At 72.5% G+C, this 21,748-nt stretch carries 27 protein-coding genes; 8 read left to right on the plus strand and 19 right to left on the minus strand.

What is annotated here, in order from left to right; genetic code table 11:
• Nucleotides 1-1,268: 1,268 nt before the first annotated feature.
• The 5 genes from ACWCYY_RS34735 to ACWCYY_RS34755 form a co-directional block, all read right to left on the minus strand.
• Nucleotides 1,269-1,742 carry a MarR family transcriptional regulator gene (locus ACWCYY_RS34735; protein WP_449798292.1) on the minus strand — a complete coding sequence of 158 codons (474 nt, stop codon included), beginning with the start codon at nt 1,740-1,742 and terminating at the stop codon, nt 1,269-1,271.
• A complete protein-coding gene (locus ACWCYY_RS34740) occupies nt 1,739-2,452 on the minus strand; it encodes a hypothetical protein (RefSeq protein WP_449798293.1) in 714 nt (237 codons plus the stop codon). Before ACWCYY_RS34740 ends, ACWCYY_RS34735 begins: the two co-directional genes overlap by 4 nt.
• A gap of 404 nt (nt 2,453-2,856) precedes the next feature.
• Nucleotides 2,857-3,315: a hypothetical protein gene (locus ACWCYY_RS34745; RefSeq protein WP_449798294.1), complete on the minus strand. Its 459-nt coding sequence runs from the start codon at nt 3,313-3,315 to the stop codon at nt 2,857-2,859.
• Between the two features lie 271 nt (nt 3,316-3,586).
• Nucleotides 3,587-4,147, minus strand: a complete 561-nt coding sequence (locus ACWCYY_RS34750; protein WP_449798295.1) for a bifunctional DNA primase/polymerase — start codon at nt 4,145-4,147, stop codon at nt 3,587-3,589.
• Nucleotides 4,137-4,475, minus strand: a complete 339-nt coding sequence (locus ACWCYY_RS34755; protein ID WP_449798296.1) for a hypothetical protein — start codon at nt 4,473-4,475, stop codon at nt 4,137-4,139. Before ACWCYY_RS34755 ends, ACWCYY_RS34750 begins: the two co-directional genes overlap by 11 nt.
• Nucleotides 4,476-4,765: 290 nt before the next feature.
• On the opposite strand from ACWCYY_RS34755, the gene ACWCYY_RS34760 reads away from it, so the two are divergent.
• Genes ACWCYY_RS34760 through ACWCYY_RS34770 form a run of 3 tightly spaced genes read left to right on the plus strand, consistent with a single transcriptional unit; the run spans nt 4,766 to nt 6,197 of the window.
• Complete coding sequence (locus tag ACWCYY_RS34760; RefSeq protein WP_449798297.1) at nt 4,766-5,308, plus strand: hypothetical protein; 543 nt, start codon at nt 4,766-4,768, stop codon at nt 5,306-5,308.
• Between the two features lie 56 nt (nt 5,309-5,364).
• Nucleotides 5,365-5,685 carry a hypothetical protein gene (locus ACWCYY_RS34765; protein ID WP_449798298.1) on the plus strand — a complete coding sequence of 107 codons (321 nt, stop codon included), beginning with the start codon at nt 5,365-5,367 and terminating at the stop codon, nt 5,683-5,685.
• A gap of 44 nt (nt 5,686-5,729) precedes the next feature.
• Nucleotides 5,730-6,197, plus strand: coding sequence for a helix-turn-helix domain-containing protein (locus ACWCYY_RS34770; protein WP_449798299.1), 468 nt, complete (start codon nt 5,730-5,732; stop codon nt 6,195-6,197).
• 92 nt (nt 6,198-6,289) lie between these two features.
• Here the strand turns inward: ACWCYY_RS34770 and ACWCYY_RS34775 are convergent, their stop codons facing one another.
• From ACWCYY_RS34775 to ACWCYY_RS34815, 9 genes are all read right to left on the minus strand, one after another.
• Nucleotides 6,290-6,481 (minus strand): hypothetical protein, encoded by a 192-nt coding sequence (locus ACWCYY_RS34775; protein ID WP_449798300.1) that lies wholly within the window; start codon nt 6,479-6,481, stop codon nt 6,290-6,292.
• A 323-nt stretch (nt 6,482-6,804) separates the two neighbouring features.
• Nucleotides 6,805-7,125 carry a hypothetical protein gene (locus ACWCYY_RS34780; RefSeq protein WP_449798301.1) on the minus strand — a complete coding sequence of 107 codons (321 nt, stop codon included), beginning with the start codon at nt 7,123-7,125 and terminating at the stop codon, nt 6,805-6,807.
• A 134-nt stretch (nt 7,126-7,259) separates the two neighbouring features.
• A complete protein-coding gene (locus ACWCYY_RS34785) occupies nt 7,260-8,177 on the minus strand; it encodes a hypothetical protein (RefSeq protein WP_449798302.1) in 918 nt (305 codons plus the stop codon).
• A gap of 261 nt (nt 8,178-8,438) precedes the next feature.
• A complete protein-coding gene (locus tag ACWCYY_RS34790; RefSeq protein WP_449798303.1) occupies nt 8,439-8,972 on the minus strand; it encodes a hypothetical protein in 534 nt (177 codons plus the stop codon).
• Between the two features lie 39 nt (nt 8,973-9,011).
• Nucleotides 9,012-9,311, minus strand: a complete 300-nt coding sequence (locus ACWCYY_RS34795) for a hypothetical protein (protein ID WP_449798304.1) — start codon at nt 9,309-9,311, stop codon at nt 9,012-9,014.
• Nucleotides 9,312-9,639: 328 nt separating this feature from the next.
• Nucleotides 9,640-10,362 carry a hypothetical protein gene (locus ACWCYY_RS34800; RefSeq protein WP_449798305.1) on the minus strand — a complete coding sequence of 241 codons (723 nt, stop codon included), beginning with the start codon at nt 10,360-10,362 and terminating at the stop codon, nt 9,640-9,642.
• Nucleotides 10,363-10,429: 67 nt separating this feature from the next.
• The gene (locus ACWCYY_RS34805; RefSeq protein WP_449798306.1) at nt 10,430-10,972 is read right to left on the minus strand and encodes a hypothetical protein; all 543 of its coding nucleotides are present in this window, start codon (nt 10,970-10,972) and stop codon (nt 10,430-10,432) included.
• Nucleotides 10,972-13,398 (minus strand): helix-turn-helix domain-containing protein, encoded by a 2,427-nt coding sequence (locus ACWCYY_RS34810; RefSeq protein ID WP_449798307.1) that lies wholly within the window; start codon nt 13,396-13,398, stop codon nt 10,972-10,974. Before ACWCYY_RS34810 ends, ACWCYY_RS34805 begins: the two co-directional genes overlap by 1 nt.
• 13 nt (nt 13,399-13,411) lie before the next feature.
• A complete protein-coding gene (locus tag ACWCYY_RS34815) occupies nt 13,412-14,020 on the minus strand; it encodes a hypothetical protein (RefSeq protein WP_449798308.1) in 609 nt (202 codons plus the stop codon).
• 242 nt (nt 14,021-14,262) lie between these two features.
• Here ACWCYY_RS34815 and ACWCYY_RS34820 point away from each other — a divergent pair, with 242 nt between their 5' ends.
• Nucleotides 14,263-14,814, plus strand: coding sequence for a hypothetical protein (locus ACWCYY_RS34820; protein WP_449798309.1), 552 nt, complete (start codon nt 14,263-14,265; stop codon nt 14,812-14,814).
• A gap of 36 nt (nt 14,815-14,850) precedes the next feature.
• Here the strand turns inward: ACWCYY_RS34820 and ACWCYY_RS34825 are convergent, their stop codons facing one another.
• Complete coding sequence (locus ACWCYY_RS34825) at nt 14,851-15,783, minus strand: endonuclease domain-containing protein (protein ID WP_449798381.1); 933 nt, start codon at nt 15,781-15,783, stop codon at nt 14,851-14,853.
• Between the two features lie 150 nt (nt 15,784-15,933).
• On the opposite strand from ACWCYY_RS34825, the gene ACWCYY_RS34830 reads away from it, so the two are divergent.
• Nucleotides 15,934-16,881 (plus strand): DUF4238 domain-containing protein, encoded by a 948-nt coding sequence (locus ACWCYY_RS34830; protein WP_449798310.1) that lies wholly within the window; start codon nt 15,934-15,936, stop codon nt 16,879-16,881.
• 68 nt (nt 16,882-16,949) lie between these two features.
• Here the strand turns inward: ACWCYY_RS34830 and ACWCYY_RS34835 are convergent, their stop codons facing one another.
• Nucleotides 16,950-17,888, minus strand: coding sequence for a hypothetical protein (locus tag ACWCYY_RS34835; RefSeq protein ID WP_449798311.1), 939 nt, complete (start codon nt 17,886-17,888; stop codon nt 16,950-16,952).
• Between the two features lie 218 nt (nt 17,889-18,106).
• On the opposite strand from ACWCYY_RS34835, the gene ACWCYY_RS34840 reads away from it, so the two are divergent.
• On the plus strand, nt 18,107-18,526 hold the full coding sequence (locus ACWCYY_RS34840) for a hypothetical protein (protein WP_449798312.1): 420 nt from the start codon (nt 18,107-18,109) through the stop codon (nt 18,524-18,526).
• A gap of 7 nt (nt 18,527-18,533) precedes the next feature.
• Here the strand turns inward: ACWCYY_RS34840 and ACWCYY_RS34845 are convergent, their stop codons facing one another.
• On the minus strand, nt 18,534-19,049 hold the full coding sequence (locus tag ACWCYY_RS34845) for a hypothetical protein (RefSeq protein ID WP_449798313.1): 516 nt from the start codon (nt 19,047-19,049) through the stop codon (nt 18,534-18,536).
• Between the two features lie 297 nt (nt 19,050-19,346).
• Between ACWCYY_RS34845 and ACWCYY_RS34850 the strand changes: the two genes are divergently transcribed.
• Nucleotides 19,347-19,754 (plus strand): hypothetical protein, encoded by a 408-nt coding sequence (locus ACWCYY_RS34850; RefSeq protein ID WP_449798314.1) that lies wholly within the window; start codon nt 19,347-19,349, stop codon nt 19,752-19,754.
• 133 nt (nt 19,755-19,887) lie between these two features.
• Nucleotides 19,888-20,406: a hypothetical protein gene (locus ACWCYY_RS34855; RefSeq protein WP_449798315.1), complete on the plus strand. Its 519-nt coding sequence runs from the start codon at nt 19,888-19,890 to the stop codon at nt 20,404-20,406.
• Nucleotides 20,407-20,439: 33 nt separating this feature from the next.
• Here the strand turns inward: ACWCYY_RS34855 and ACWCYY_RS34860 are convergent, their stop codons facing one another.
• Nucleotides 20,440-21,573: a methyltransferase domain-containing protein gene (locus tag ACWCYY_RS34860; protein ID WP_449798316.1), complete on the minus strand. Its 1,134-nt coding sequence runs from the start codon at nt 21,571-21,573 to the stop codon at nt 20,440-20,442.
• Nucleotides 21,570-21,704, minus strand: coding sequence for a hypothetical protein (locus ACWCYY_RS34865; protein ID WP_449798317.1), 135 nt, complete (start codon nt 21,702-21,704; stop codon nt 21,570-21,572). The genes ACWCYY_RS34860 and ACWCYY_RS34865 overlap by 4 nt, the downstream gene beginning before the upstream one ends.
• Between the last annotated feature and the right edge of the window lie 44 nt (nt 21,705-21,748).

Raw genomic sequence — 21,748 nt, forward strand, 5'->3', positions numbered from 1 at the left:
ATCTTTGGCACCCTCTTCCCCCACACGCCGCTCTTCGGTCGGGTACCCCGGCGTAGCCGGGTAACCACGGGCCTTCGGCCCGGGTTGCTTGCGCCTTCGGCGCTGCGCGGCGGCGCAGCCGCCGGGACTGCCCGGCCTTCGGCCGGGGGCACCGGGCTTCGCCCGGTGCTGGGTGGCGGCTGCGCCGCCACGGCGCCCGGCTGCGCCGGGCCTGCCGGGGCTCCGCCCCGGCGGGGGTGCGGGGTTCCGTGACGGCACAGGGGCCGTGCTGGGGTCAACTCCGGGCTTTGCCCGTGGAGTTGACGGGCCGTTGGCGGGTGGGGCCTTCGGCCCGAGTGAGCGGGGGGCTGGGGGTCGGCCTGGTGGTGGGTGCGGTGTGGTGGCGGGTGCTGGGGTGGGGGTGGTGGGCGGGCCCGGGTGGGGTGGTGGTGAGGGGTGGTCAGGTGGTGGGGTCACTCGAAGGAGTGGGGAGGGGCGGGCTTCGCCCGAAGGCAGTGCATCAAACTGAGTAAGCCGCTAGAGTCTGGAGCCGTGGCGGCCCTTCGATTTCACTGATTCCGGCTGTGGATCGGCTTCGTCGGAGGCTCCCGAATATGCTGGTCGAATTGCCCGGAGAAGGCCCGTCACCATGCCCTTGGTGGCTGCTTTTCGGGCGGGAGAAATGAAGGGGGTGCGGGTAGATATTGGCGGATTCAATGGCGCGGAATTCCGTGGGAACTACCGGATTACCTTGACCTGTCCGGTGCACCTGCCGGGAGTCGCGCCGTCACCTCGCGGTGCGGCCACCCGGTGGATCCGGCGGGGGCGGGGTCCGGAGGAGCCCCCGCCGGGGCTTCCGCGCGGCTGGAAGCCCCTCACGTCCTGCGGCAGGGCATTCAACCCGCCGTCCGGCCAGGCGCAGCGAAGCGGGCGCGGCACTGCCGGATCGGCCGTAGGCCGATGCTGTGGCAGCTCCTGTGGCCCCGCCTCGTTGGCCCAGGCCCACTAAGAGGGGGGAGATGCTCTATTCGCGCTGGTCAGCAGGGGTGATGGTTCGACGATATGTCCTCTGAGTCGGGACAGATCGCCTTGGATGTGTCCCGACTGAGGATGCAGATCGTCGGGGAAATGTCGGTGTGACTGACAGTAATTGCCTCAATATGTCGGCCTCGCTGACGTTTTGCGAGAGCGGCGCTGCTGCTCGACCTTCTCGGGATGGGCGCCGGCCGGGAACGCAGCGAGGCCCCGCCCACCGATGTACCGGTGGGCGGGGCCTCGCTGGTTGGCTGCTAGCTGACGGCGTGAAGCGTGCTGCGGCGCTTGGCGGCGACGGCCTTCTTGGCCGCGGCCTTGGCCGCGCGCTTCTTCCGCTGCTCGGCGAGCTGGTCCTGGTAGTTGGCGACGGCCCGGTGGTAGGAGTCGATGAAGTCCGGGGCGTCCAGCCGGTCCTCCTTCGGCATCGCGGCGACGGCCGCGACGGCCTCCTCCAGGGTGTTGTAGCCCGCCAGCATCTCGTTGATCTGGTAGATGCCGTTGCGGACCTTCTTGACGATCTTGGCCAGCTCCAAGGTGCGCAGCGCGGCGTTGGCGCTCGGGCGGCTGAGGCCGAGGAGTTCGCCGACGCTGCCCTGGTCGATGGCGATGCGGCCGCCGGACTCACTGAGGGGCCGGAGCTTGAGGAGGGCGCGGTAGGCGGCCGGGGGGAGGTCGAGGTCGGCCAGGAGGCCGTCGGCGTTGACTGCGGCGAATCGGAGTTGGCTCACTGCAGTGTTCCTTCCTCTTGGCGGGCAGCGCGCTCCAGGCGGCGCTGGGTGCGCTGCTCCGAGCGCTTCTTGCGCAGGTCCTCGATGGCCTTGCGCATGTGCTCGAGCGACGGGAACCGCACCAGCTCCGGCAGGGTGGCGTCCTTGCGGATGGCGGTGAGGGTCTCGTGCTGCTCCACGCGAATGTACTCGGGCTTGCCGCCGGCGGTCTCGGTGCCCGGGATGAACTCGGCCGCCCGGTAGGAGAAGGGCGGGTTGAACTGGTAGACCCCGCGCTTCACCTTGAAGGCGATGCCGTGGCCCATGATCTCCTGCAACGCCTCGGTGGCCTTGGTGCGGGAGACGTCCAGGACGGTGGCCATCTCCTCCTGGGTGAGGTGGATGCGGCCGCCGGCGCGCTGGCAGGCGATCAGCAGCAGGATCAGGCGCAGCGGCAGGGCCTCGCGGAAGAACTGCGCGATCAGGAAGAAGAACTCCAGCGAGTCCATGGCGAAGGCGTTGGGGCGGTCCGGGGTGCCGTAGAACTCCAGCTGGTTGCGCTCGCCGTCCAGGGTGAGCTTGCGGCCGGGGTAGCGGCGGGCGACCTCGTCCAGGTCCTTCACCGGGGCTAGGGGCCTGCTCCACGCCTGGAGGGCGTCGTCGACCGGTGGCAGCGGTCGCTTCGCGCGCTTGGCGGTCGGCGGCCGGCCCTCCTTGGGCTCGGGGGCCACGTGCTGCTCCTCTCCTGGTGATCGCGTGCGGCAGCAGTATGTCAGTCTGGCTGACAGATACGTCGGTATGGCCGACATTTCGCGCGTGTTGTGTCCCCCCTGGGGGACACAACTCCTCGTTGCCGCTTGGTCGAAGGGTTGGCCGACCCCGCGTACATCGTTCCCCCGGAGGGGAAAGCCGCTGGTCAGGGCCCTGGGTCGCTGGCAGTCCCGGTACCGCTGGCGCTGCCGGTTCGTTGTGCGGCGGCGACGCGAACGCGATCCCGCGTACATCGTTCCCCCGGAGGGGAAAACCGCAGGTCAAGCCAGTAGTCCGCTGGTCGGCGTTATCACAGGGTTGATCAGTTCGTTCTGCGTTGGCAGAACAATCCGGGGCCGGCCGGACCTGGCCTCCACCAGGACTTCTACCGTCCGACGGCTGGCGGGGTCGGGTGGCCGTCGGTCGGGCCGTCCGGCCCAGGCCCGACGTCGGCTTGGAGGAGGGCCAGGAGTCGCCGCTGAGCGTCCCTCTGGCGGCGGGAGAGCAGCGGGGCGAAGAGCCGGGACAAGAGCGCCTGGTGGCGGTGCGCACCGCCTTCGCAGGCGTCCTGGCAGCCGTCGCAGTCCGGGCCCCGGCCGGAGCAGGACGAAGGGCAGGGGAAGCCGCGGTAGGCCTGGCCGAGCACCAGCGCGGGCAGCTGGGACGACGCGCAGACGGACGACGAGGTGTACCAGCCGGTGGAGTCCAGGTAGGCCGCGGTGAGCCACGCCTCGACGTAGACGCAGGCGTGGTGACCTTCCCGGCCGAGCTCGTCCAGGAGGTCCTCGTCGCCGGACTCCACGCCGAGCTCGTCGAGCCGGCCTTGGTCGGCCAGGCGGAGCACCAGGGCGCGGCGCTCGGCGTGGATCCCGGGTGACCGGCCGTCAGGTATGCGGCCCGCGTGGGGCTCTGGGGTGCTTGTCATGGGACGAGGCTGCGCACTCCCGCCTGTGGACAGAGGCTTCCGAACCGGGATGGGGTCCGTCGGGCACCGCAGCCGCTTCCAGCTCTGTCCTGGCGTTGCTGCTCGGGGAAGGGGATCCGAAGTGCTGCCCGCGACACCAGGGGCCCCGCTGACGGGGACAAAGGTCCCCGCCGACGGGTACAAACTCGCCTCACGGTGCCGGGCGAGGCGCTCGGCGGTCAGCCAAGAGCTGCTCCGCGATCCAGCCCGGCAGCGGCGCCACCGGGCGGTCGCGTTCGATGACGTACCGGATGCCGCCGACGACGGAGCCGGGGCCGATGAGGTAGCCGCCGCTGCCCCGGCCCGGGCCCCGGACGTCGATGCCCGGCCCGAGCGCGGTCCGGCCGCCCGAGACCGACGGGAGGGCGCAGCGCGGCGGGACGCGGAAGTACAGGTGGGCCCCGCCGGAGGGGCTGGTGACGGTGAAGGTGTCCGGCCAGGGCTGGCCGAGACGGGCGGCGAGCGCGGCCAGGACGTCGCGGCCGGCGCCTTCGACGTCCAGGTCCAGGCCGAGGATGGAGCTGGCCCGGCAGCCGACGCCGATGTTGTCGCCCTCCCGCCACAGCTGGCGGACCTGGCCTGGGTCGCTCCAGCAGCGGTCGGTCCAGCCGGGTTCGGGCCGGCGCCCGCTGGGCGGCAGGGCGAACACCGCCAGGCCCCGCTCCGTCAGGGCGGTGGCCGCGGCCGTCGTGGGGGCCGGGTCAGCAGACACACGAGTACTCGTGGCCGGCGCCGCACTCGCAGCAGTGGTAGCGCTGGCCGTAGCCCACGGGGTACCCGCAGTCGCAGAAGTCGCCGTCATCCCAGTCCTCCTCCCAGGCATCCTGCAGCGCGGCGGTCGTGGCCCGGTCCTGTTCCGCGAGGTGGGCGACGGCGTCCTTGAAGGTGTTCACGCCCGGGGTGTTGGCCAGCAGGTTGCCGAGCACGGTGCGCTCGTACTCGTTCGGGTGGTTCAGCAGGGCCACCGCGTCGGCGTGCTTGACGCCGTAGGTGGTCTTCAGCGCGGCGAGCTCGTTCTTGCGGGCGTGGTTGATCGGCACGGTGGGCCCCTCCCAGGGCTGCGGCGATCCCGTGACCCGCCGCGCAGGAAGGCGACCGGTGGACAAGCTGGAGGTGGGGCGGGGCTCGGCGCGGGGCACCTGCGGCCGCGTCCGGTCACGGGCCGGACGGTCACCGGGCCTGCTGAGCCGGGCCCACGGTCACAGACCGCACGTACACGGTAGCGGACAGCACCGTCAACGTTCGGCGGAACGCGGCGGCCGCCTCCTGGGTGTCCGGCATGATGACGCTGACCGGCAGGAGGCCGGCACCTCACCCTTGGGAGCCTCCGATGAGCGACGTCCTCGCCGACCCGCCCAACCAGCAGGCCGCCGCGCCGCTGAGCCCGGTGGCACGCCAACTGCTCGTCCAGGCCCTCGCGCTGCTCACGGAGTCAGGCAACGTCTCGGACCACCAGGCGGTGGCCGAGCTGCAGGCACTGGCCACCGGCGAGCGGGCTCCCGTGCTGGAGCTGGAGCCGATCGCCTACGTCAAGCACATCTCCGACGCCGAGCTGCGCCTCGCCGACGTACACGAGAAGCGACGCGCGGCCGAGTGGCCGTGGGACGTCTGGTGCCGCCTGTGCCTGGCCAAGGTGAGCAGCGACCGCACCGAGGAATACGCCGCCGAGTCGGCCGACCAGCACGTGGCCGTCTTCCACGTCACCCAGTCCGAGGTGCACGCCCTGCTGGCCGCTGTCGCCGTCGGGCGGATGCCCATGCCCGAGCCGGTGGTCAAGGCCGCCCGGGAGCGCTGGAAGACGCGCTGGGACCGGTGCGAGCTCACCTGGCGGCCGGTCCGTCCGACCCTCGGCGAACCCGACCTCACGAGCTGATCCGGGCAGACCGCCGACCGGTGACTGCCGGACGGACCAGGGGCTAGAGTCCCGGCATGAGCGACACCACCGCCTTCGAGCAGGCGCAGCAGCAGAGCGTCCGGGTGCCGAGCCGGTGCTCGGTGCCGTGGGGGGTGTGCCCCGTGCACGGCGCCACTCTGGCCTCCAACGCCGAGCGGGGGACCTGGTGCATGGACCCCTCGTGCCTGGAGAGCTGGACGTACGACCGGATGGACGCGGCCTGCGTGGAGCCGGCCACCCACACCGTCGAGGCCGGCGACGGCGGGCGGTACATCGTCTGCGACGGCCACGCCCGCGCCGCCCGGATCCACATCGTCGGCGGCCAGGTCGTCCCCGGTGTCGAGAAGGCCGGCTGACAACTCCGGCGTGACCTCGCCCGGCTCCATCGGGTTGGAGGGGCATGGACTTCGCGCTCTTCGACCAGGCCGTCGCCGTGATGGTCCGCTTCGGCACCGCCCAGGCCGCCTACGGGTGGGCCGAGGTCGACGGTGTGAAGCAGGAAGTCGGGCTGGCCGAGCTGGAGGCCGCGTGGACGGCCAAGGACGCCTTCTGGGCCGCCTACGCGGCCTCCGGGCAGGTTCTCGACCGCGACCTGGTCGACGCGGTCGTCCAGGAGCAGCTGACGGGCCGTCGGAACGAGCTGATCGACCGCGACGAGCAGGGCCGGCCGGTCGCGGTGCGGCGGATCACGACGTTGACGGCCGAGCAGATCGCTCGGGCGCAGGAGCTGCTCGCCGATCCCTTCCAGACCATCACCGCGGTGGCGAGGGAGCTCAAGGTCTCCCGCGCGACGCTCTACTCGGACGTCCCCGGCATCACCGGCCGGCCGCTCGCGCCCCGGCGGCGGTCGGCCTCCCAGTCGTCGTAGTGGGCAGGGTGTCCGGGTCGTTGGCAGAATGCGCGGTGGGCTGGTCCGGCAGCTGTGATGCCGGGCCAGGCCCACCGTCGTGTCGCCGTCCGTCAGCGGCGGCCGCGGCTGCTGCTCGGGGAGGAGCCCCGGCGCCAGGTCGAGGGTGCCCGGCTGCGGAACGTCTCGCCGGAGAGCACTGCCTGCCGGTTCTCCTCGAACGCCGCGGCCGGGCTGCCGTCGCTGCGGGAGGCGGGCGGGAAGACGCAGTCGGTGTGCGCCCACCCGGCGAAGATCTTCGTCACCCGGGTCTTCGCTGGGTACGCCTTCTCGCACATCGGGCACCGCCCCGGGAACCGGGACGGCGTGCCCGGACCGCGCTCCGGCGCGGGGGCCGGAACCTGCCGGGCGACCTTCGGAGGCGGGGCTGCCCTGGGCAGCGGCGGCAGAGGGGTGTCCGGGGTCACCGACCGGTGCCCGGCCGCCGTGGCCCGCTCGAGGCACGCGGCGTGGCACGGTTTGTTCGACTTGCTTATCAGTGTCCGGGCGTTCCCGATCGGCCGGCGGCAGATCGCGCACAGCCCGCCGGCGGGCCGCGGCGCACCGCCCCGTCGACCCCGGGAGCCGCTCACGGTTGGGCCTCCGGCGGTTCCCGGCCGGGCAGGGGCGGCACCGCGATCCCGGCCCGGTTCTGCGGGTTGGGGAAGTAGTCGCTCGTCGACGCCTGCTCGGGGTTCTCGGTGAAGTTCGTGTTCTCCAGCGCGTACCGTGCCTCGTCCACCGCCTTGATCGCGGCCTGGAGCCGCTGCGCGGGCAGCGACACCGGGCCGCTCTTCGGGTAGGCGCCCAGCAGGGTGACGCGCTCGTGCTGCAACTGATCCCGTATCCCCGCGAGCACCTGTCCGAGCCGTAGGTGCTCGTCGTGGGTGAGGCCGGGCTTCTTCGGCATCGTGGGCTCCTTCGCCGTGAGGGTGGCCGGAGCCTACCGCCGCGCACCGCCACCAGCCGGGCTGACGACGGGGTCGGGACGGGCAGGTGCTGCTCCTGGGCGCGAGCAGCACCACCGCCCGCTTGGAGACCCACCTACAGGTCCGGATGGTCCGTCACGCCTCGCAGGTGGCCCAGGAGTTGGACGGCGGCCGGCCGGTAGGACTGGAGGAAGGCCGGGTCGGCCAGCTTGGCGTCGTCCGGCAGGTTCGTGTCGGTCGAGGGGAAGCGGGGTGTCACGGCCCACCCGAACGAGCGGATCCCGGCCCGGAGCATGTCCTGGTCGACCGCCTCCAGGTAGCCGCCGTCGACCGGGAGGTCACCGCGCACCCGCCACACCACGCCCTCCAGCACGGCGGGCTTGCGCCAGTTCCTGAACAGGGGCGCCAAGCAGCGATCGCGCAGAACGGCGGCGCTCTGCTCCGGGGTCAGGTCAACGGACCGCTGCTCGCCGGCGGGCCAGGTCATCCGGCAGTCGGTGTGCGGGAAGTCGTCCACCGCGCCGAGGGCGACGTGCACCGCCGCCACGTCGTCCTCCGGGTAGGACCAGCCGCCGTGCGGGAGCAGCACGACCAGGTCGTGCTGCTCCCGGGTTGCTTCGAGGGCGTCCAGCAGCAGGCTCCGGTCGCGCTGCATGATCGGTCCTTGCTGCCACAGGCACGTGTGGTGGGTGAGCCGGCCGGTGCCGCCGGGCTGTTCCCACAGCACGCGGGTCACCGGCGCCGGCGGGACCGGCTCCTGCTTCTTGCGGCGGCCGCTGTGGGTGAGGGCCTGGAAGAGCCGCCAGTCCGGATCGGCTTCCTCCAGCACCAGGACCCGCTCGCCCTGGTGCGCCCAGCTCGCGACGATGCCCCCGACCGTGCTGTGCACGTCGTAGCTGCGGTCCGAGAGGAACCTGACGATGACCGGCAGCGGCGCGGGCCGGGGCGGGCGGAAGGTGCGCAGCGCGTCGCCGTACTTGGTGCCGGTACGGGCTGCGCGGCGGGCGGCGCGGGCGGGGGTGGGCTGGTTCATGGGCACGACGAGGCCTTTCGGAGCCGGGACCACGCCTTCCCGTGCAGGACTCGTAATGCTGACGATGACTCACAACCGGTGGTGAACACGGGACCCGAGAGACCTTGACCGCTTCCGGCTTGGCGTGGACGCCGGGTACTGCGCGGTGAGCGGCGTACGTGCCTTGCCGCGAGCCAGACCGTACTGCGGCGCCCTCGCGGTTCTCAAGCTCACTACCGTGCCGTTCACTCGATCGGGGTGCGGCGCCGGTGGACAGCACCGCTACCGGGCGAGCAGGGCCCGGCGGCCGGCCGCTTCCCGCTCCCGGTGCGGGGTCTTCGACTCGGCGGTGGTGGTGTCGCTGTAGGTCAGGACGCACAACGCCGTCGGCTGGGCACCGCACTGGGTGCAGGACAGGAAGCGCCAGGCGTCGGCCGGATCGGTGCCGGCCGGGACGGACCCGGTCACCTTCGGCGGCTTCGCCGGACCGGCGGGCTTCGGCTTCGGCTGGGGCCGCTTGGCGGTGGCGTGCGGGTCGCAGGCGCGGTGGACCGGCTTGCCCCGGGAGCGGCCCTGGACGCCGTACACGGTCGGGGAGTCCGTCGCGGGCTCGCCGCAGATCGCGCAGATGAGCGGCCCGCGGCGCCGCTGCGGCTTCTGCGGGGCCTTCGCCTTCTGCGCCGGGACCACCCTGGTGGTGCCGTCCGCACTGGTGACGGTGACCGGGGAGGCCGGTGCGACGTCGTACTCGCGGAGCGTGGGGGTGGCGGTGTGCTTCTGGCCCGTCCGGCCGCCCCTGCCGATTCGTCCGGTCATGGCCCGCAGCGTAGCGCCGGCCTCCTCTCCGGCCGGGCTCTACGGCCTCATGCCGTCGGCCATGTCGTGCAGGTGGTGCACGGCGTCATCCCAACCCGCGCCGTACCAGAGCGGGCCCGTCAGCGCGGTGGGCTCGTGCGGGACGGCCGCCAGCTGCTCTGCGGCCGTCCTCCAGGACGTGGCCACCAGCGCCCGCATCCGGTCGAACTCGGCGACCAGGGCGGCCAGTTCCTCGCGGGGCGGCAGCTCGACCTCGCCGTCGGCCGCCAGGGCGCGGCGCAGCTGGTGGGCGGCGAGGCGGGCCAGCCGCTCCGTGTTGGCGTCGGTGACCTCGGTCATGAAGGCTTCCTTCCTGTCACTGGAATTCTGTCGGACTTCCGCTTATTGCCTGCCGGTATTCCTGTCAGCTGGCCATTTCAGGGGCCTCTGGAATTTGTCGCCGGTGGTTCGAGTGTCCGGCGGTCGGAGCGTAGGACGGGCCGAGGTGGCTGCTGATTCGCCTCAGACGGCACGCTTCGGCCGGTCGCGTCGAGGTCGGGCCCCGGCTGTCGCGGGGGCGGTCCGAGGGATGGCGGGGCTGCAGCGCCGCCACCCTTGTGACCACGAACTCAGTTACACAGTAGGCAAGTTGACGGTTGATGTGAGCGGGGTCCGGGCCGTCCGGCGGTCAGCTGCGGAAGGGCCAGGCCCTGGCCATGTCGTCCAGGTAGATTTCCGGCGGGGTGTCTTCCAATGCCCCGGTGAGGGCGAGCGGCCGGTGGGTGAGCAGCTCGGCGAGGATCAGGCTCTCGGGCTGGCGGACCAAGACGTAGGCGGGGGCGGGCCAGGCGTCGGGGTCGGTGTCGTGCGGGGAGCCGGGGCCGTAGTCGGCGTACATCTGCCGCAGCTCCTGCTCCCGGGCCTTGGTGAAGGTCGTCAGGCGGTCGGTGTAGCCGGGCTCGGTGACCAGCCACTGCACCGCGTACAGGACCTGGTCGGTGAGCTCATCCCCGGCCACGTCGTAGGGCCGCTCGCCGACCAGGCCGTGGAACAGCTTCTCCACCACCGCGCGCACGTCGCGCAGCTCGGGGCTGGGCGAGGCCGGGGACCAGGGGATCGGCGGGTTCGGTGCGGACGGGACGGCGATGCCGGCGCGCTCGGCTTCAAGGCGGGAGCGTTCGGCGAACTCGGCCAGGCGGGCGTTGACCGCGATGCTGCTGTCGTGCCAGCCGTCGATGTAGCCGTCCCCGTCGCGGTCGTCGGGGAAGCGGACGCCGGTGCTGGAGACGGTGCCCTGGGCCCAGTCGAGGACGTCCCACTCGATCCGGGCGACGGCGGCGGAGGCGTGCTGGCGGCTGAGGCCGGCGGCCACCAGCATGTCGGTCACCCGGTAGTAGCCAGGACCGCGCATGCGGATCCCCTCTTCTCGTTGTGGGTCGGGGCGGCCCGCACACCGGGCCGCCCCGGCGGGTGGCAGGTCAGTTGAGGTCGAAGTCGTCGGGGTCGAAGGTGAAGTCGTCGGCGGTGAAGCCGACGTAGCCGCCTCCGCCGTTGAAGTAGTCGGCGAGGGCACCGCCGATCACTTCCCGGACCTCCGCCTCGTCCTGGGCGCGGGCCAGGGCGGCGGCCTGGTCCCCGGTCAGCTCGAGGTGGACATCGCGCTGCCGGAGCGCTTCCGAGCCCCGGATCTCGAACGTCATCGCCCGTCCGACCCGGGCGCGCACGCCGGAGATGGTGCCGCGCTGCGCGAGCTGCTTGGCCTTGCGCTCGCGGCCGCGCTCGGTGGTCTGCACCTCCAGCGCGTCCAGGCGCAGCTTCTCCTGCTGCTTGATGGGGTGGCGGGAGCCGTCGATCCACCGCTGGACGGTGCGGGCGGAGACGCCGTAGGCGGCGGCCATCGCCTTCGTGCTGCCGCCGTACTTGCGGTCGCGGACCTGCCCGGCCTGGGTCGTGGACTGCACCGGGGCCTTGCGCGAGGGGAACAGCGCCTCGCGGACCCGGCCGAAGATGCCCTTCGCCATCAGTTACCGCCTTCCTGCTCGTCGGTGCCGGCCTGCTCGGCGGCGGCCTGGTCGGGGCCGGTGTAGGTGCCGTCGGTGGCGTAGTGGTGGACCAGCTTGGACGGGTGCTCCCGGCGACCCATCGCCTCGAGCACCGCCTTCAGCGGGATCGACGCCTCGTGCTTGTGGCTGCCCGGCGCGATCCCCAGCCGCAGCGCACCCGGGACCGGGGTGCCGTCGTCCTTGACCGGCAGCAGCTCCAGCGGGGACGGCTCGTCGGCCGCGTACAGGTAGGAGTCCACGTTGACCGCGAACGGGGCCCGGCCGGTCAGCAGGTAGGTCTTGCGCAGGCGACGGTGGGCGGCGATCCGGGCCGCCGCGATGATGGTGAACCGGATCTCCGAGCGGTACGACCAGCCGCTGGCGACCTTCTCCAGCCACGCCTCGTCGTCCAGGTGGCGGGCGGAGTCCGACCACTTCCCGATACCGCCCTTGTAGACGTTCTTGTACGCGGCGGCGAGGACCAGGGCGTCGCCCCGGTCGGGGTCGTCGCCGACCTCCTTGTGCAGGGCGTAGGCGGCCAGGAACTCCTCCGGGCCCTGGCCGTCGACCAGGCCGAGGTCGGCGTAGGTCCGCTTGTAGCCGCCCCGGATCCGGCCGGTCCACTCCTTGAGCAGCGGGACGGTGTGGGTGGAGATGTACGCCTGGGTGATGGTGGTCGGGTCGAAGCCGTAGGTGCTGGCCATGTACGCCACGGTCGGGGTGGCGTACCAGCCCGGCCCGGTCGGCGGCCGGCCGTGGAAGGTCGCCGGGTGCGGCAGCAGCTCGTCCACCGCCGTGGTGGTGAAGTCACACCACCAGAAGCCCGCGTCCTTGCCCTTGTTCCAGTCCGGTCGCTCGACCAGCTCCAGCGGCCCAGAGGGCAGGCGCAGCGAGTCGGTGACCGAGAGGTAGGAGGCGCAGACGTCGACCGCGACCACCCACGGCCGGGCGGCCTCCTCGGGGGTGAGCTCTCGGGCCCACCACTTGTAGTCCTCCTCCTCGCACACCGTCTCGCCCGCGGCGAGCAGCTGGCGGGTGAGCGGGTGGCGGGCTCCGGCGACCGGCGGCACCGCGACGTCGCCACTCGGCAGCGCGCCCTCGCGCAGGTGCGAGGACCACTCCCCCGTCGCCGCGTCCTTCACCCACTCGATCCGCGGGCGCACCGCGTCCAGCAGCAGCATCCCGGTGGAGGCCGTCGTGGCGCCCGGTGCGACGCCGAGGTCGGCGGTGAAGGCCCGGAAACGCCGGGCGAACGTCGACCCGTCCACGGCACCGTCCTGACCGGTGGCCAAGGGGAGGGCGAGGGCGTTGGTGGCCTGCTGGCGGGTGTCGCCCTGACCCAGCCAGGGGGCGACGACGACCCCGAGCGAGGTCTTCTGCCCACCGGCCGACCCGGCCCGGCGGAAGGTGCGGAACGTCGGGCCGACCTGCTCGGAGACCTCCATGCCGACAGCGGCCGCCGCCTTTGCCAGCTTCGCCCGCAGCGCGGCCAGCGCCTTCTCCGTCGTCGGGAGGGTGGCGGGCAAGCCGAGCTGCTTGAGCGCTCCGGCGGTCAGGCACACCGTCCCGTCGCCGCCCCGCCCAGCCGGGTGCGCGCGCTCGATCCGCAGCGGCAGCCCGGTGCCCAGCCACGCGAACCAGTCGCCGAGCTTGGTGCCGGCCGGGGCCGGGATCTGCGGGACGTCCAGCGCCCAGGTGCCGTCCGGCGCGGTGTCCAGGGCGACCATCGGCCACCACTTCGCCGCCGCCGGAGCAGCGGCGGGCGCGGCCGGACGAGACGTGCCGGTGCGGGTCGGGGTACGGGACGCGGCTGGCCGCCGGGCGGCCAGCGTGGTGGCCACCGGAACCGGGGCGGCGGTGGGCGCGGGCCGGACCGGCTCGGCGGCAGCCGCAGCAGCAACGGGGGCAGCCTCGACCGGAGCCGGAGCCGGAGCCGGAGCCGGAGCCGGAGCCGGAGCCGCGGCGGGCTGCGGGGTGGTGGCGGGGCGGCAGAAGCCGCCGAGGTGCATCGGACGGCCCTGGGAGCGGTAGACCGAGGGCTGGCCGCACTGCACGCAGGCCTGAGCCGGGCCCATCACCAGCGATCCGTCCGGATTCTGATCGAGCATCACCTGCTGCGGCGCACCGCCGGACTGACCTGGCGCGGTGTCCACCGGCGCGGCGGGGAAGCGGGCGGCCAAGCCATCCAGGAGGCGCACGTAGGCCGGGGCGACGTCCGGACCCGGGGTCGCGGTGCCGTCCTCCCAGCCCTTCACCAGCGCGGAGTTCACCCGCAGTGCGACCGCGACCTGAGTCACGGTCAGCCCGGCGGCCAGGCGCAGCCGCTGGCGCTCGGCCGGGTCGGGCAGGCCGGTGCGCACGCCCGAGAGCAGGGCGTCGACCGAGTCGAAGAGCTCGTCGGACATCGGGTGCTTCTCCTCAGCGTCCGTTGGATCGGGTCGGGTCGAGGCGGGGGTCGCCGACCAGGGCGTCGAAGACCGGCTCGGTGACGCAGGCGATCAGGTCCTGCTCCGGGTGGCGCAGGGTGTAGCCGGCCGAGCGGCCGAGGTCGGCCCGGCCGATGGGGACCTGCGGTCGGTAGTAGAAGGTCAGCGCGCGGTCGGCGAACTCCTCCGGGCCCGGCGTCAGGGTGGACAGAGCGGGCGGCAGGGTGAAGGCGGGCAGGCCCTCGACGTCCAGCTCGCCGTGCGGGTGGAGTGCCTCGTCGCCCGCGGCGCGGAAAGCGACGACCAGGTCGACACCGCCGCTGCGCCGGTCCCGCGGAAGTCCGTGGCCCTCCAGGACTCGGCCCAGTTGAGAGGGCGACATCCAAGCCGCCTCCCCCAGGGCCCGGCGGTTGGAGTAGCCGCCAGAGGCGTCCGCGCGGGACATCGCCAGCTCCTTCACCACCGTCAGGTGACGGGTGGCGTCACCGAGCCGCTGGACCAGGCCGATGAGCTCGCCGAAGGACGACGCCTGCGGCGGTCGCACCGGCTCGTTCCGCAGCGCCGCCAGCAGCGCCCGGCCCAGGTCGTCGGGCACGTCCACGTCTTCACCGTCGAAGCCGATCCTCACAACACCTCTCCCAAAGACTAGAACAGAACTAAACAGTACGCCTGTCCTTTTTGGGAGTCAAGAAGGGAGGGGCGCGCGGCAGTGCCGCACGCCCCTCTCCAAGCCGGACGCACGGGCCGAAGCAGCGCGCCGGTTCCCCGATCGGGTGACTGGGCCCGCCGGTCGCGGGTGGAGTGGGAGGCTGAGCGGACAGTCTTCGAGCCGAGGAGCGGCAGATGCCGGCGGACCACGTGCACGACCACAGCCAGGACGGCGCCCGCCGGTACTTCGCCCCCTCCCCTTCACCCCGGCTGGCGGGGAACGCCACCGCGCTGGCCGCGCTGTACGACGCGACGATCGACGACTGCAAGCCGTGCATCACCGAGGCGCTGGAGCCGGTCGCCGCCGACGCGGCCTCCACCGCCTGCCTGGTCGGCTGGGCCTGCGTGATCGTGTCCGAGACCTACGGCGGCTTCCCCGACGAACTGCTGGCCTACGACAGCCCCGAGAGCACCGCCTTCAACACCATGGCCGCCCTCTACCAGCGGACGTGGGGCTCCGGCCCGCCGGACGTGGTCGTCCACCCCGCCGCGGTGGAACTGAGCGCCGCCGAGCGCCGCGCCGCCTGCGTGTGGGCCCTCGGCCTGGTGCTCGCCCCCGACCCGTACGAGGCCGGCCTGCCACCCGTCGGCGACTGCTGCCCCGACTGCGGCGGCCAAGACGAGGACGGCGACATCCTGATCGTCACCGACGACGGCATCACCCTCATCCCGGCCGACCCCGCCTGACGCGGCGCCGCTCCCCGCCGGGCCGGGCGGCCCGGGTCAGACAGCGGGCTCGGCAGCCCGCCGGTCTCGCCAGTGGGCGAACAGAACCCTCCAGTGGTGGCGGGCCCGGCTGGGTACTGCCCACTTCCGGTCCGGGAGGTCCTCGCCCAGGTCCTCCAGCACGAACCGCACCGCCAGGTCCAGCCAGCGCGGCAGGTACCCGTAGCTCAGCAGCAACTCCGCCAGCTGCTCCGGCGTACCCGGCATCGCCTCGTCGTCCCGCCAGTGCGCGGCGGCGAACTGCTCGGCGGTCAGCGGCCGGCTGGTGAGCACCGGCACCGCCAGCTCCGCGAACGCCCGATCACGCTCGTCGGCCCACTCGGTGGAGGCCGGCGGCTTCGCCGCGAGCAGCTCCCGCTGGTACTCACGGGCGCCTTCGGTCCATCCACTGGCGACCACCAGCCCGCGCGGCGCCGGGCTGTTCACCCCGTCGTCCGGCTCCCGCGTCACCCGCACGTACAGGTGCGGCAGTCCTTCGGCCGCCAGCAACCGAACCAGGTGCCGCTCGGCCTCCTCGTCGTCGCACAGCGGCCCGATCTTCGTCCACGGGCTGCGCCGGGTGACCGCCTCTGCCGTCACCGGGGTCCAGTAGACGTACGGCAGCGTCAGTGCGGCGTGGACCGCGCGCAGCCGCCGCTCGTACTCCGCCTTGGTAAGGCCGAGGTAGGCGATGGCCCGGGCGTAGCGGGTGAGAACGACGGAGCCGGTCCGCCACAGCGCCCGGTGCAGGTCCCCGGCCCGGCTCTGGAACTCCCGCTCCGGCACCCGCAGCGCGGCCTCCAGCGAGCCGAGCTCGCCGTTGCACTCCCGGCAGAGCGCGCCCCTGACCTGATGTGTCACGTGGTCGTGGTCGACCTCTACCGACGGATGGCCGCACACCTCGCACCGCGGGCGTTCTGCCAAGAACGCGGCCTTCGCCTCGGGTGACATCTGCCGGTAGTCCACACTCGCCTCCAGTGACGGAATCTGACTTCCCGCCACCACGGTGACAGGCGGCCCCGACAGGCCTCACCCGTTCGGCGCAGCGGCCAACTAGTGCGAAATATCCGTTTCCTGATCACATGTCAGAGCTGTCACCATATGGACATGCATGATGCAGTACCGCCCCAGCGCGGCCCATCCGCCCCCGTCGCCTTCCACTTCAACGCCCGAGCCGTCGCGGCAGAGTTCCTGCGGCGCATCGACGAGCTCAAGCAGGACCCGGTCCCGCCGAGGCCCGATCAGCATCTCGTCGCCCGCGTGCTCCTTGAGGCTTGGGCAGTCAAAGAGCCCAAGGGTGGGCGGCGTTCCCTGCGCCCGTTCCGGATCGGAGACAAGGGCTCGATCCACCAGCTCAGCCTGCGCCCCGCCAAGCGGGCCGGATTTCGTACGGACTGGGTCGTGTTCGGCTCCGGCTCCCTCGAGCGGCTGTGGGAGAAGACGGAGTACAAGGTCAACGCGATCAGGAAGGCAGTCGCGGATGGCACGCTGTTCGACCACCCCGACTTGGTGGAGGCCCTCAAGGACCTGGTCGCGTTGCACCACGTCCGGAACAACCGCCAGCACCGGCAGTTCCGGGACTGGCTCCAGGAGAACCGGCCGGCCTTGGACCACGCGTTCACCGACCTCGGACACGCTGGCGAGCTGCCCGACGATGACCAGCTGTTCAGGGTCGCCGCAGAGCAGCTGTTCGAGTTCACCAGGGACTGGGTGAAGACCGGCTCGGTCTCGATCTTCGTGCCCGAGCAGGCCAACGCCGAGTTCCTCATCAGCGACGTGCCGACCGTCACCGTCCAGCACTCGCACCAGCCCGGCACCCCTGACCGGTTCGGCGTCGACCTCGTCGATGCCCACTGCCTGTTCCTGCCGATCGGCCCGCGACACGTCGCCGCGATCGGCAGCGAGACCGGCTACCAGGCAGTTCCCACGGCGACTGTCCGCGGTCAGAACAACAAGCAGATCGACCTGTGCTACGAGATGGTCTTCACTCGCGAGGGCGGCCCGCTCCAGCAGTCCATGAGCAAGCACCACCAGCCTGGCCGGTTCTGACGATCGACGCCACCAGCCGGCCCATTCCCCGGCCCGGCCGCCATCCCGGCGGCCGGGCCGGTCTGCTTCTACAACCGGGTCGACCACACCGCCGTACTGGCCGGCACCGGCTTCGGGGCGCAGCGCACCGAGCAGTACTGCGGCGGGTAGCCGGTCGGGTGGGGCCCCGGCGTCGGCTTGGCCCCGCAGGCGGGGCAGGCGTCGGTGGCCTTCCTGATCCGCGCGGCTTCTGCTTCGGCGACCTTCCGCAGACGCAGGCGTTCGCGGTCGATCGCGTAGCGCAGCCGCATCTCCAGCGTGTCGTCGCTGCTCCACTCCGAAGCGCTGTCCGGGTCGTCGAAGCCGGAGCTGATGAGCTTCGTGATCACCTCCCCTGATCCGGCGTAGGCAACGGCGGCCTGCACCAGGAGGTCGGCGCCGGGCCCGCCGCCGCAGCGTTCCGGCTCGTACTCGGCGTCCTGTGCGGTCATGTATCCGAGTCGGTCGGCCATCTCGAGCAGTTCGGGCAGGCCGCGCTGGCGCACGTGCTCGTCGCACCAGGGGATGTCGTCCCCGAAGGGTCGCCGGGGGCAGGCCGGCTGGCGGCAGCACTCGTCGAGCAGCTCCTGGGTCAGGCACAGGTCGAAGCGCCAACCCTCGGCAACCACCACTACCCGGTGGTCCGGATCCGAGCTCTCCACCCGGCACCTGGTGTCCAGGCCGAGCTGGGCCAGCTGGCCGGCGAGCTCCAGGACGGTGCCGTGGGGAACGTCGACGCCCAGCAGCTTCGAGAAGAACGCCTTCGGCGGCTCCCAGTACGGCTCGTCCTCACTGTCGGGGATGGCCTTGAACCAGGCCGGGACGGTCACCGGGGCGGAGGTGCACTCTGCCAGCAGCTCGCCGAGCGAGAAGTCCTCGCCGACCTGCCGGTGCCGGGCGGCGTCCTCGCGGGAGAGCGGGGTGTAGCGGCGGCCGGTGTGCTGCTGGCGGGCGCGGACGGCCTGCTTGCGCTTGCGGTCCTGGGTCATGACGCGCTTCCTTCCACGGCACGCCCACGCCCGCGCCGCAGCAAGGCGGTCAGGATCAACACGTTCGACTTGGTGCCGCGCGAGTCCGTGACCCTTGTCCAGGTCCGGGGCGTGGGAGCGGTCCGGCCGGGAGTCCGGCAGGCGCTGCTGCCGCGGCCACAACATAGCGCATCCGCAAACCCCTGGGCGGCAGGAACGGCCGGTGGCAGGATGACCCGATGGACGACGACCCCACCCTCGACCGCGCCGACCAGGTCCGCCTCTACCTCCACGCCCTGGGTGCCCACATGGACCCGGACCAGTTCCGCGTGCTCAACCAGCTCGTCTTCGGCGCGCTCGCCGTCCTGTCCTCCCCGGCCGGGGAGGGGGAGATCGAGGTCAGCGACGAGGACCAGGTCCACGTCACCACCGAGGTCCAGGACGAACTGCTCGCCATCTTGTCGATCATGGCCACCGGCTCCATGGAGCACCACATCGTCGACGTCGGCCACGGATCGCGCGCCGCGATGGACCCGGCGGCGGCCACCGACGAGCAGGCGGTCCAGCGGATGCGGGACTGGACCGCCCAGCAGGTCAGCGAGAGCGAGCGCACCGACGAGGTGCTGCGCGGCATCGAGACGGCCTCGAAGGACTGCTGACGGCAGGTCAGCTGGTGCGCAGCGCGCCGTCGCAGTCCCGGCACACCCACCGCTCCAGGTTCTGCGGGTACCAGGAGGAGCCCGGCCCGGCCGGCCGGTAGGAGAGCGTCTCCATGCCTGCGGTGTCCTTCCCGCAGAAGGTCCGGTCGGCGGGGTCGGCGGGCACGTCGGGGTCGGCGGGGTCGGCGGGGGCGGCGTGGATCTGGCCGATGTGGGAGACCAGGTTGGTGGGGCCGAAGTCCTCGCTGATCTCCTTACGGGACTCCTCGAGCACGATGACCGTCATGGCCTCACCCTCCGGCACGGTCCTGGGCCGCGCATCCGGGAGCGGCACCGACTGCGCGGGGCGGGCCGGGACGGCGGGCGCGGCCTGGGCGGTACGGCGGTGCAGCCGATAGACCGTCCAGACCGCGATGAGCGGCTGGAGGATGAGGTAGAGGTTGTGGCAGGCGTCGGCCAGGTGGTCGGCCTGCGGGCCGGACAGGCCGGTGACGGCGGCGAGCAGGAACTGAACGGGCGTCATGGCGCCCCCCTTCCGAGGTGTGTGCCTTTCACCCCCTCCGCGCACGTGGAGCCCACTGGACAGGACCCGTACGCGAAGACTTCTCGAGGTGCAGCACCACGATCGGGCCGCCATTTTCCGGGCTGGTAATGCCGCTGAGCCGTCAGGGGAGGTGCCTCGTGGCCGGGGCCGCGGGCCGGGGGACGCAGGTTTTCCGGATCCTGCCCGAGACGCCGACACCGCGACGTAGCGTGGCGGCCAGTGTGCCTTCCGTGTCGGGCCGCACCGGCCGACACCTCGACCCGATCGGAGAACCCCGTGCTGGACCAGCCCGCCGACCTCCCAGAGCACATCGTGGAGTACCTGCTCCGGGAGGCGGCCCTGCGCTCGCTCACGGACCCCAGCACCAAGGCGTTCCTGGCACGCTGGACTGAGGAGCGCGGCGACTTCGAGAGTGCCCGCAGCGGCTCCCCCGACGCCGTGCCGTACATCGCCGAGGCATTGCGGTGGGTCCTGGCCGCCCGGCCGAAGTACGCCGCCTACACCTACGGGATGATCGCCCACCAGGCCCGGCACGAGTTCGAGATCCCGCCGGCCTTCACCGCCGGGTGGCTGGCGTCGAACATCCACTGGGGAGGCGCGCGGCGTGAGCCCCTGCCCGACGGCGTCGACATCGACGCCGTCGTCCAGGCCGCCACCGCCGAGGAGGCACTGCGGGAGCTGTAGCGGGACCAACAACCGGTCTCGGCCCGGGCAGTACTGCCGCCCGGGCCGAGACCGGCTCCGCTCGGAGTCCGTTCACGCATCGGGCCCGGGAGCAGCAGTCGGACGTCGGACAGCAGGAGGGGAGCAGCAGGACATGAAGGTGACGATCGAGTTCGACACCGAGAAGGACAGCTACGGCGCTATCGACCGGGTGGTGCGGGAGGCCTTCGGCCTGAACCCCGACCTGTTCGGGAGCAAGGCCCGGCCGATGGCGGACGGTGAGATCTGGCTCGACCCGGAGCACACCTACGACGGGCCCTGGACGGAGCAGGAGGTGCGCCGCTGGGTGCGGGAACTGCCGGAGGTCCCCGACGTCGTCCAGATCGTCCACCACCTGTGCGGCGTGCCGGACCGCTGGACGGACTCGTCCGCAGTTGGAGCCGCGCTCTTCCCGCAGGAGAAGACGCCCGGGCACCGGGTCGGCGCGGCGATCCGACGCGCTGTCCTAGCCGGTCGCAAGGTCGACCGGAGGAGCTGGCCCTTCGAGCGCGACCGCAAGGGAGGCAGCACCAGGGTTCCCTCCGTGATCGCCCCGATCGTTCTGGAGGAGCTTCAGCACCACCCGTCGTACGTGCAGGCCCTGGCGGGCGCGGCACAGCAGCCGACGGCCTGACCCGGAGCAGGTCAGGCCGTCGAACACCGGGTGTCAGATCGGCTGGGCGGGGTTGTCCAGCCAGGCGTGCCAGCCGTCGGGGGTGACGGTGAGGCCGAGGCGGTCAACGCCGGGCTCGCCCGCGTCCTGCCACCAGGTGAGAGCGCGTTCGAAGTCGTCCCAGAGGCGGCGGCCGCCGTACTGGTGGACCTGGTGGACGTCCTGGCCGTCGCGGAAGGCCGCGGCGGCCCAGGCCGGGGTGGTCAGCGAGTACAGCCACAGAGTGCGGGAGCCGTCCTCGTGCTGCTGGACGGCGTGCACGATGTCGCGCAGGCGCAGGCCGGCGACGAGCGGGAACGGGTCGAACTTGCCGTGGCCGGGCAGCGCGAGGGTGGTGGTGGTCTCGGTGACGGCGCCGCCGTCCGGCGGGTTCTTCGGCCAGACCAGGCGCTGGGAGCGCATCTTCATGAACTCCACCGGCCGCAGGAACGGCCCGGAGGCGGTGCCGTCGCGGTGGACGGTGAGGCGGACCAGGGCGTCAGCGTTGGAGTAGTGGGTGCCGAACGGCGCCAGGACCAGCCCACCCGGCCGGGTCTGCTCGATCCAGGCCTGCGGGATCGCCCGCAGACCGTAGGTGGCGATGATCCGGTCGTACGGAGCCCCGGCCGGGTGGCCGGCCACCCCGTCCGCGCACACCAGGTGCGGGTGGTAGCCGGCCTTGATGACCGCAGTACGGGTCCGGGCGGCCACGGCCGGGTCGATCTCGACGGTGGTGACGTTGGCGTCGCCCAGGCGGTGGCTCAGAAGCGCGGCGTTCCAACCGGTGCCGGTGCCCTGCTCCAACACCCGCATCCCCGGCTCCACCTGAAGGTCGTCCAGCATCGAGGCCACCACCGAGGGCTGCGAGGCCGAGCTGGTGGGCACCGTCCCCGGCACGGCGCCCTGGTGCTCGCCGTCGTCCCACTGCGTGACGATCGGGATGTCCGCCTCGGCGGCCGCCAACCAGGCCCGCTCGTCGGCGGTGCGGTCGACGGTCCGGCTGGTGCCGGTGGCCATATCGTGCGCCCACACCAGGTCGGGCAGGAACAGCGAGCGCGGGACCGCGTCGAAGGCCGGCACCCACGCCTCGGCGACAGGGAAGGACCGCCCCGGCGCGGGGCGGCCCTCGCTCTCAGGTGCGAGCGTCACTTCCTGCGGCCCCCGTCCCCGGGCGGCGGACCGCCGTCCGGCGAGGGCGGCTCCGGAGGCGGCGTCCACGGGGTGCCGGGGAGCTTGTCCCCCTCGCCCCCACCGTCGTTGCGGACTGGTCCGAGGTCCATGCCGGTCTCCTTCTCGTCGGTGCTGATGGTGTCCTCCCCGGCGC

The organism is Kitasatospora sp. NPDC001664 (assembly GCF_053596675.1).

Bases quoted from the DNA above. Each gene is read 5' to 3' on its own strand.
- ACWCYY_RS34825 (WP_449798381.1), bottom strand. From the start codon at position 15,783: ATGTCACCCGAGGCGAAGGCCGCGTTCTTGGCAGAACGCCCGCGGTGC.
- ACWCYY_RS34820 (WP_449798309.1), top strand. From the start codon at position 14,263: ATGCCGGCGGACCACGTGCACGACCACAGCCAGGACGGCGCCCGCCGG.
- ACWCYY_RS34840 (WP_449798312.1), top strand. From the start codon at position 18,107: ATGGACGACGACCCCACCCTCGACCGCGCCGACCAGGTCCGCCTCTAC.
- ACWCYY_RS34785 (WP_449798302.1), bottom strand. From the start codon at position 8,177: ATGAACCAGCCCACCCCCGCCCGCGCCGCCCGCCGCGCAGCCCGTACC.
- ACWCYY_RS34845 (WP_449798313.1), bottom strand. From the start codon at position 19,049: ATGACGCCCGTTCAGTTCCTGCTCGCCGCCGTCACCGGCCTGTCCGGC.
- ACWCYY_RS34865 (WP_449798317.1), bottom strand. From the start codon at position 21,704: ATGGACCTCGGACCAGTCCGCAACGACGGTGGGGGCGAGGGGGACAAG.
- ACWCYY_RS34795 (WP_449798304.1), bottom strand. From the start codon at position 9,311: ATGACCGAGGTCACCGACGCCAACACGGAGCGGCTGGCCCGCCTCGCC.
- ACWCYY_RS34760 (WP_449798297.1), top strand. From the start codon at position 4,766: ATGAGCGACGTCCTCGCCGACCCGCCCAACCAGCAGGCCGCCGCGCCG.
- ACWCYY_RS34830 (WP_449798310.1), top strand. From the start codon at position 15,934: ATGGACATGCATGATGCAGTACCGCCCCAGCGCGGCCCATCCGCCCCC.
- ACWCYY_RS34835 (WP_449798311.1), bottom strand. From the start codon at position 17,888: ATGACCCAGGACCGCAAGCGCAAGCAGGCCGTCCGCGCCCGCCAGCAG.
- ACWCYY_RS34790 (WP_449798303.1), bottom strand. From the start codon at position 8,972: ATGACCGGACGAATCGGCAGGGGCGGCCGGACGGGCCAGAAGCACACC.
- ACWCYY_RS34765 (WP_449798298.1), top strand. From the start codon at position 5,365: ATGAGCGACACCACCGCCTTCGAGCAGGCGCAGCAGCAGAGCGTCCGG.
- ACWCYY_RS34810 (WP_449798307.1), bottom strand. From the start codon at position 13,398: ATGTCCGACGAGCTCTTCGACTCGGTCGACGCCCTGCTCTCGGGCGTG.
- ACWCYY_RS34780 (WP_449798301.1), bottom strand. From the start codon at position 7,125: ATGCCGAAGAAGCCCGGCCTCACCCACGACGAGCACCTACGGCTCGGA.
- ACWCYY_RS34855 (WP_449798315.1), top strand. From the start codon at position 19,888: ATGAAGGTGACGATCGAGTTCGACACCGAGAAGGACAGCTACGGCGCT.
- ACWCYY_RS34770 (WP_449798299.1), top strand. From the start codon at position 5,730: ATGGACTTCGCGCTCTTCGACCAGGCCGTCGCCGTGATGGTCCGCTTC.
- ACWCYY_RS34805 (WP_449798306.1), bottom strand. From the start codon at position 10,972: ATGGCGAAGGGCATCTTCGGCCGGGTCCGCGAGGCGCTGTTCCCCTCG.
- ACWCYY_RS34800 (WP_449798305.1), bottom strand. From the start codon at position 10,362: ATGCGCGGTCCTGGCTACTACCGGGTGACCGACATGCTGGTGGCCGCC.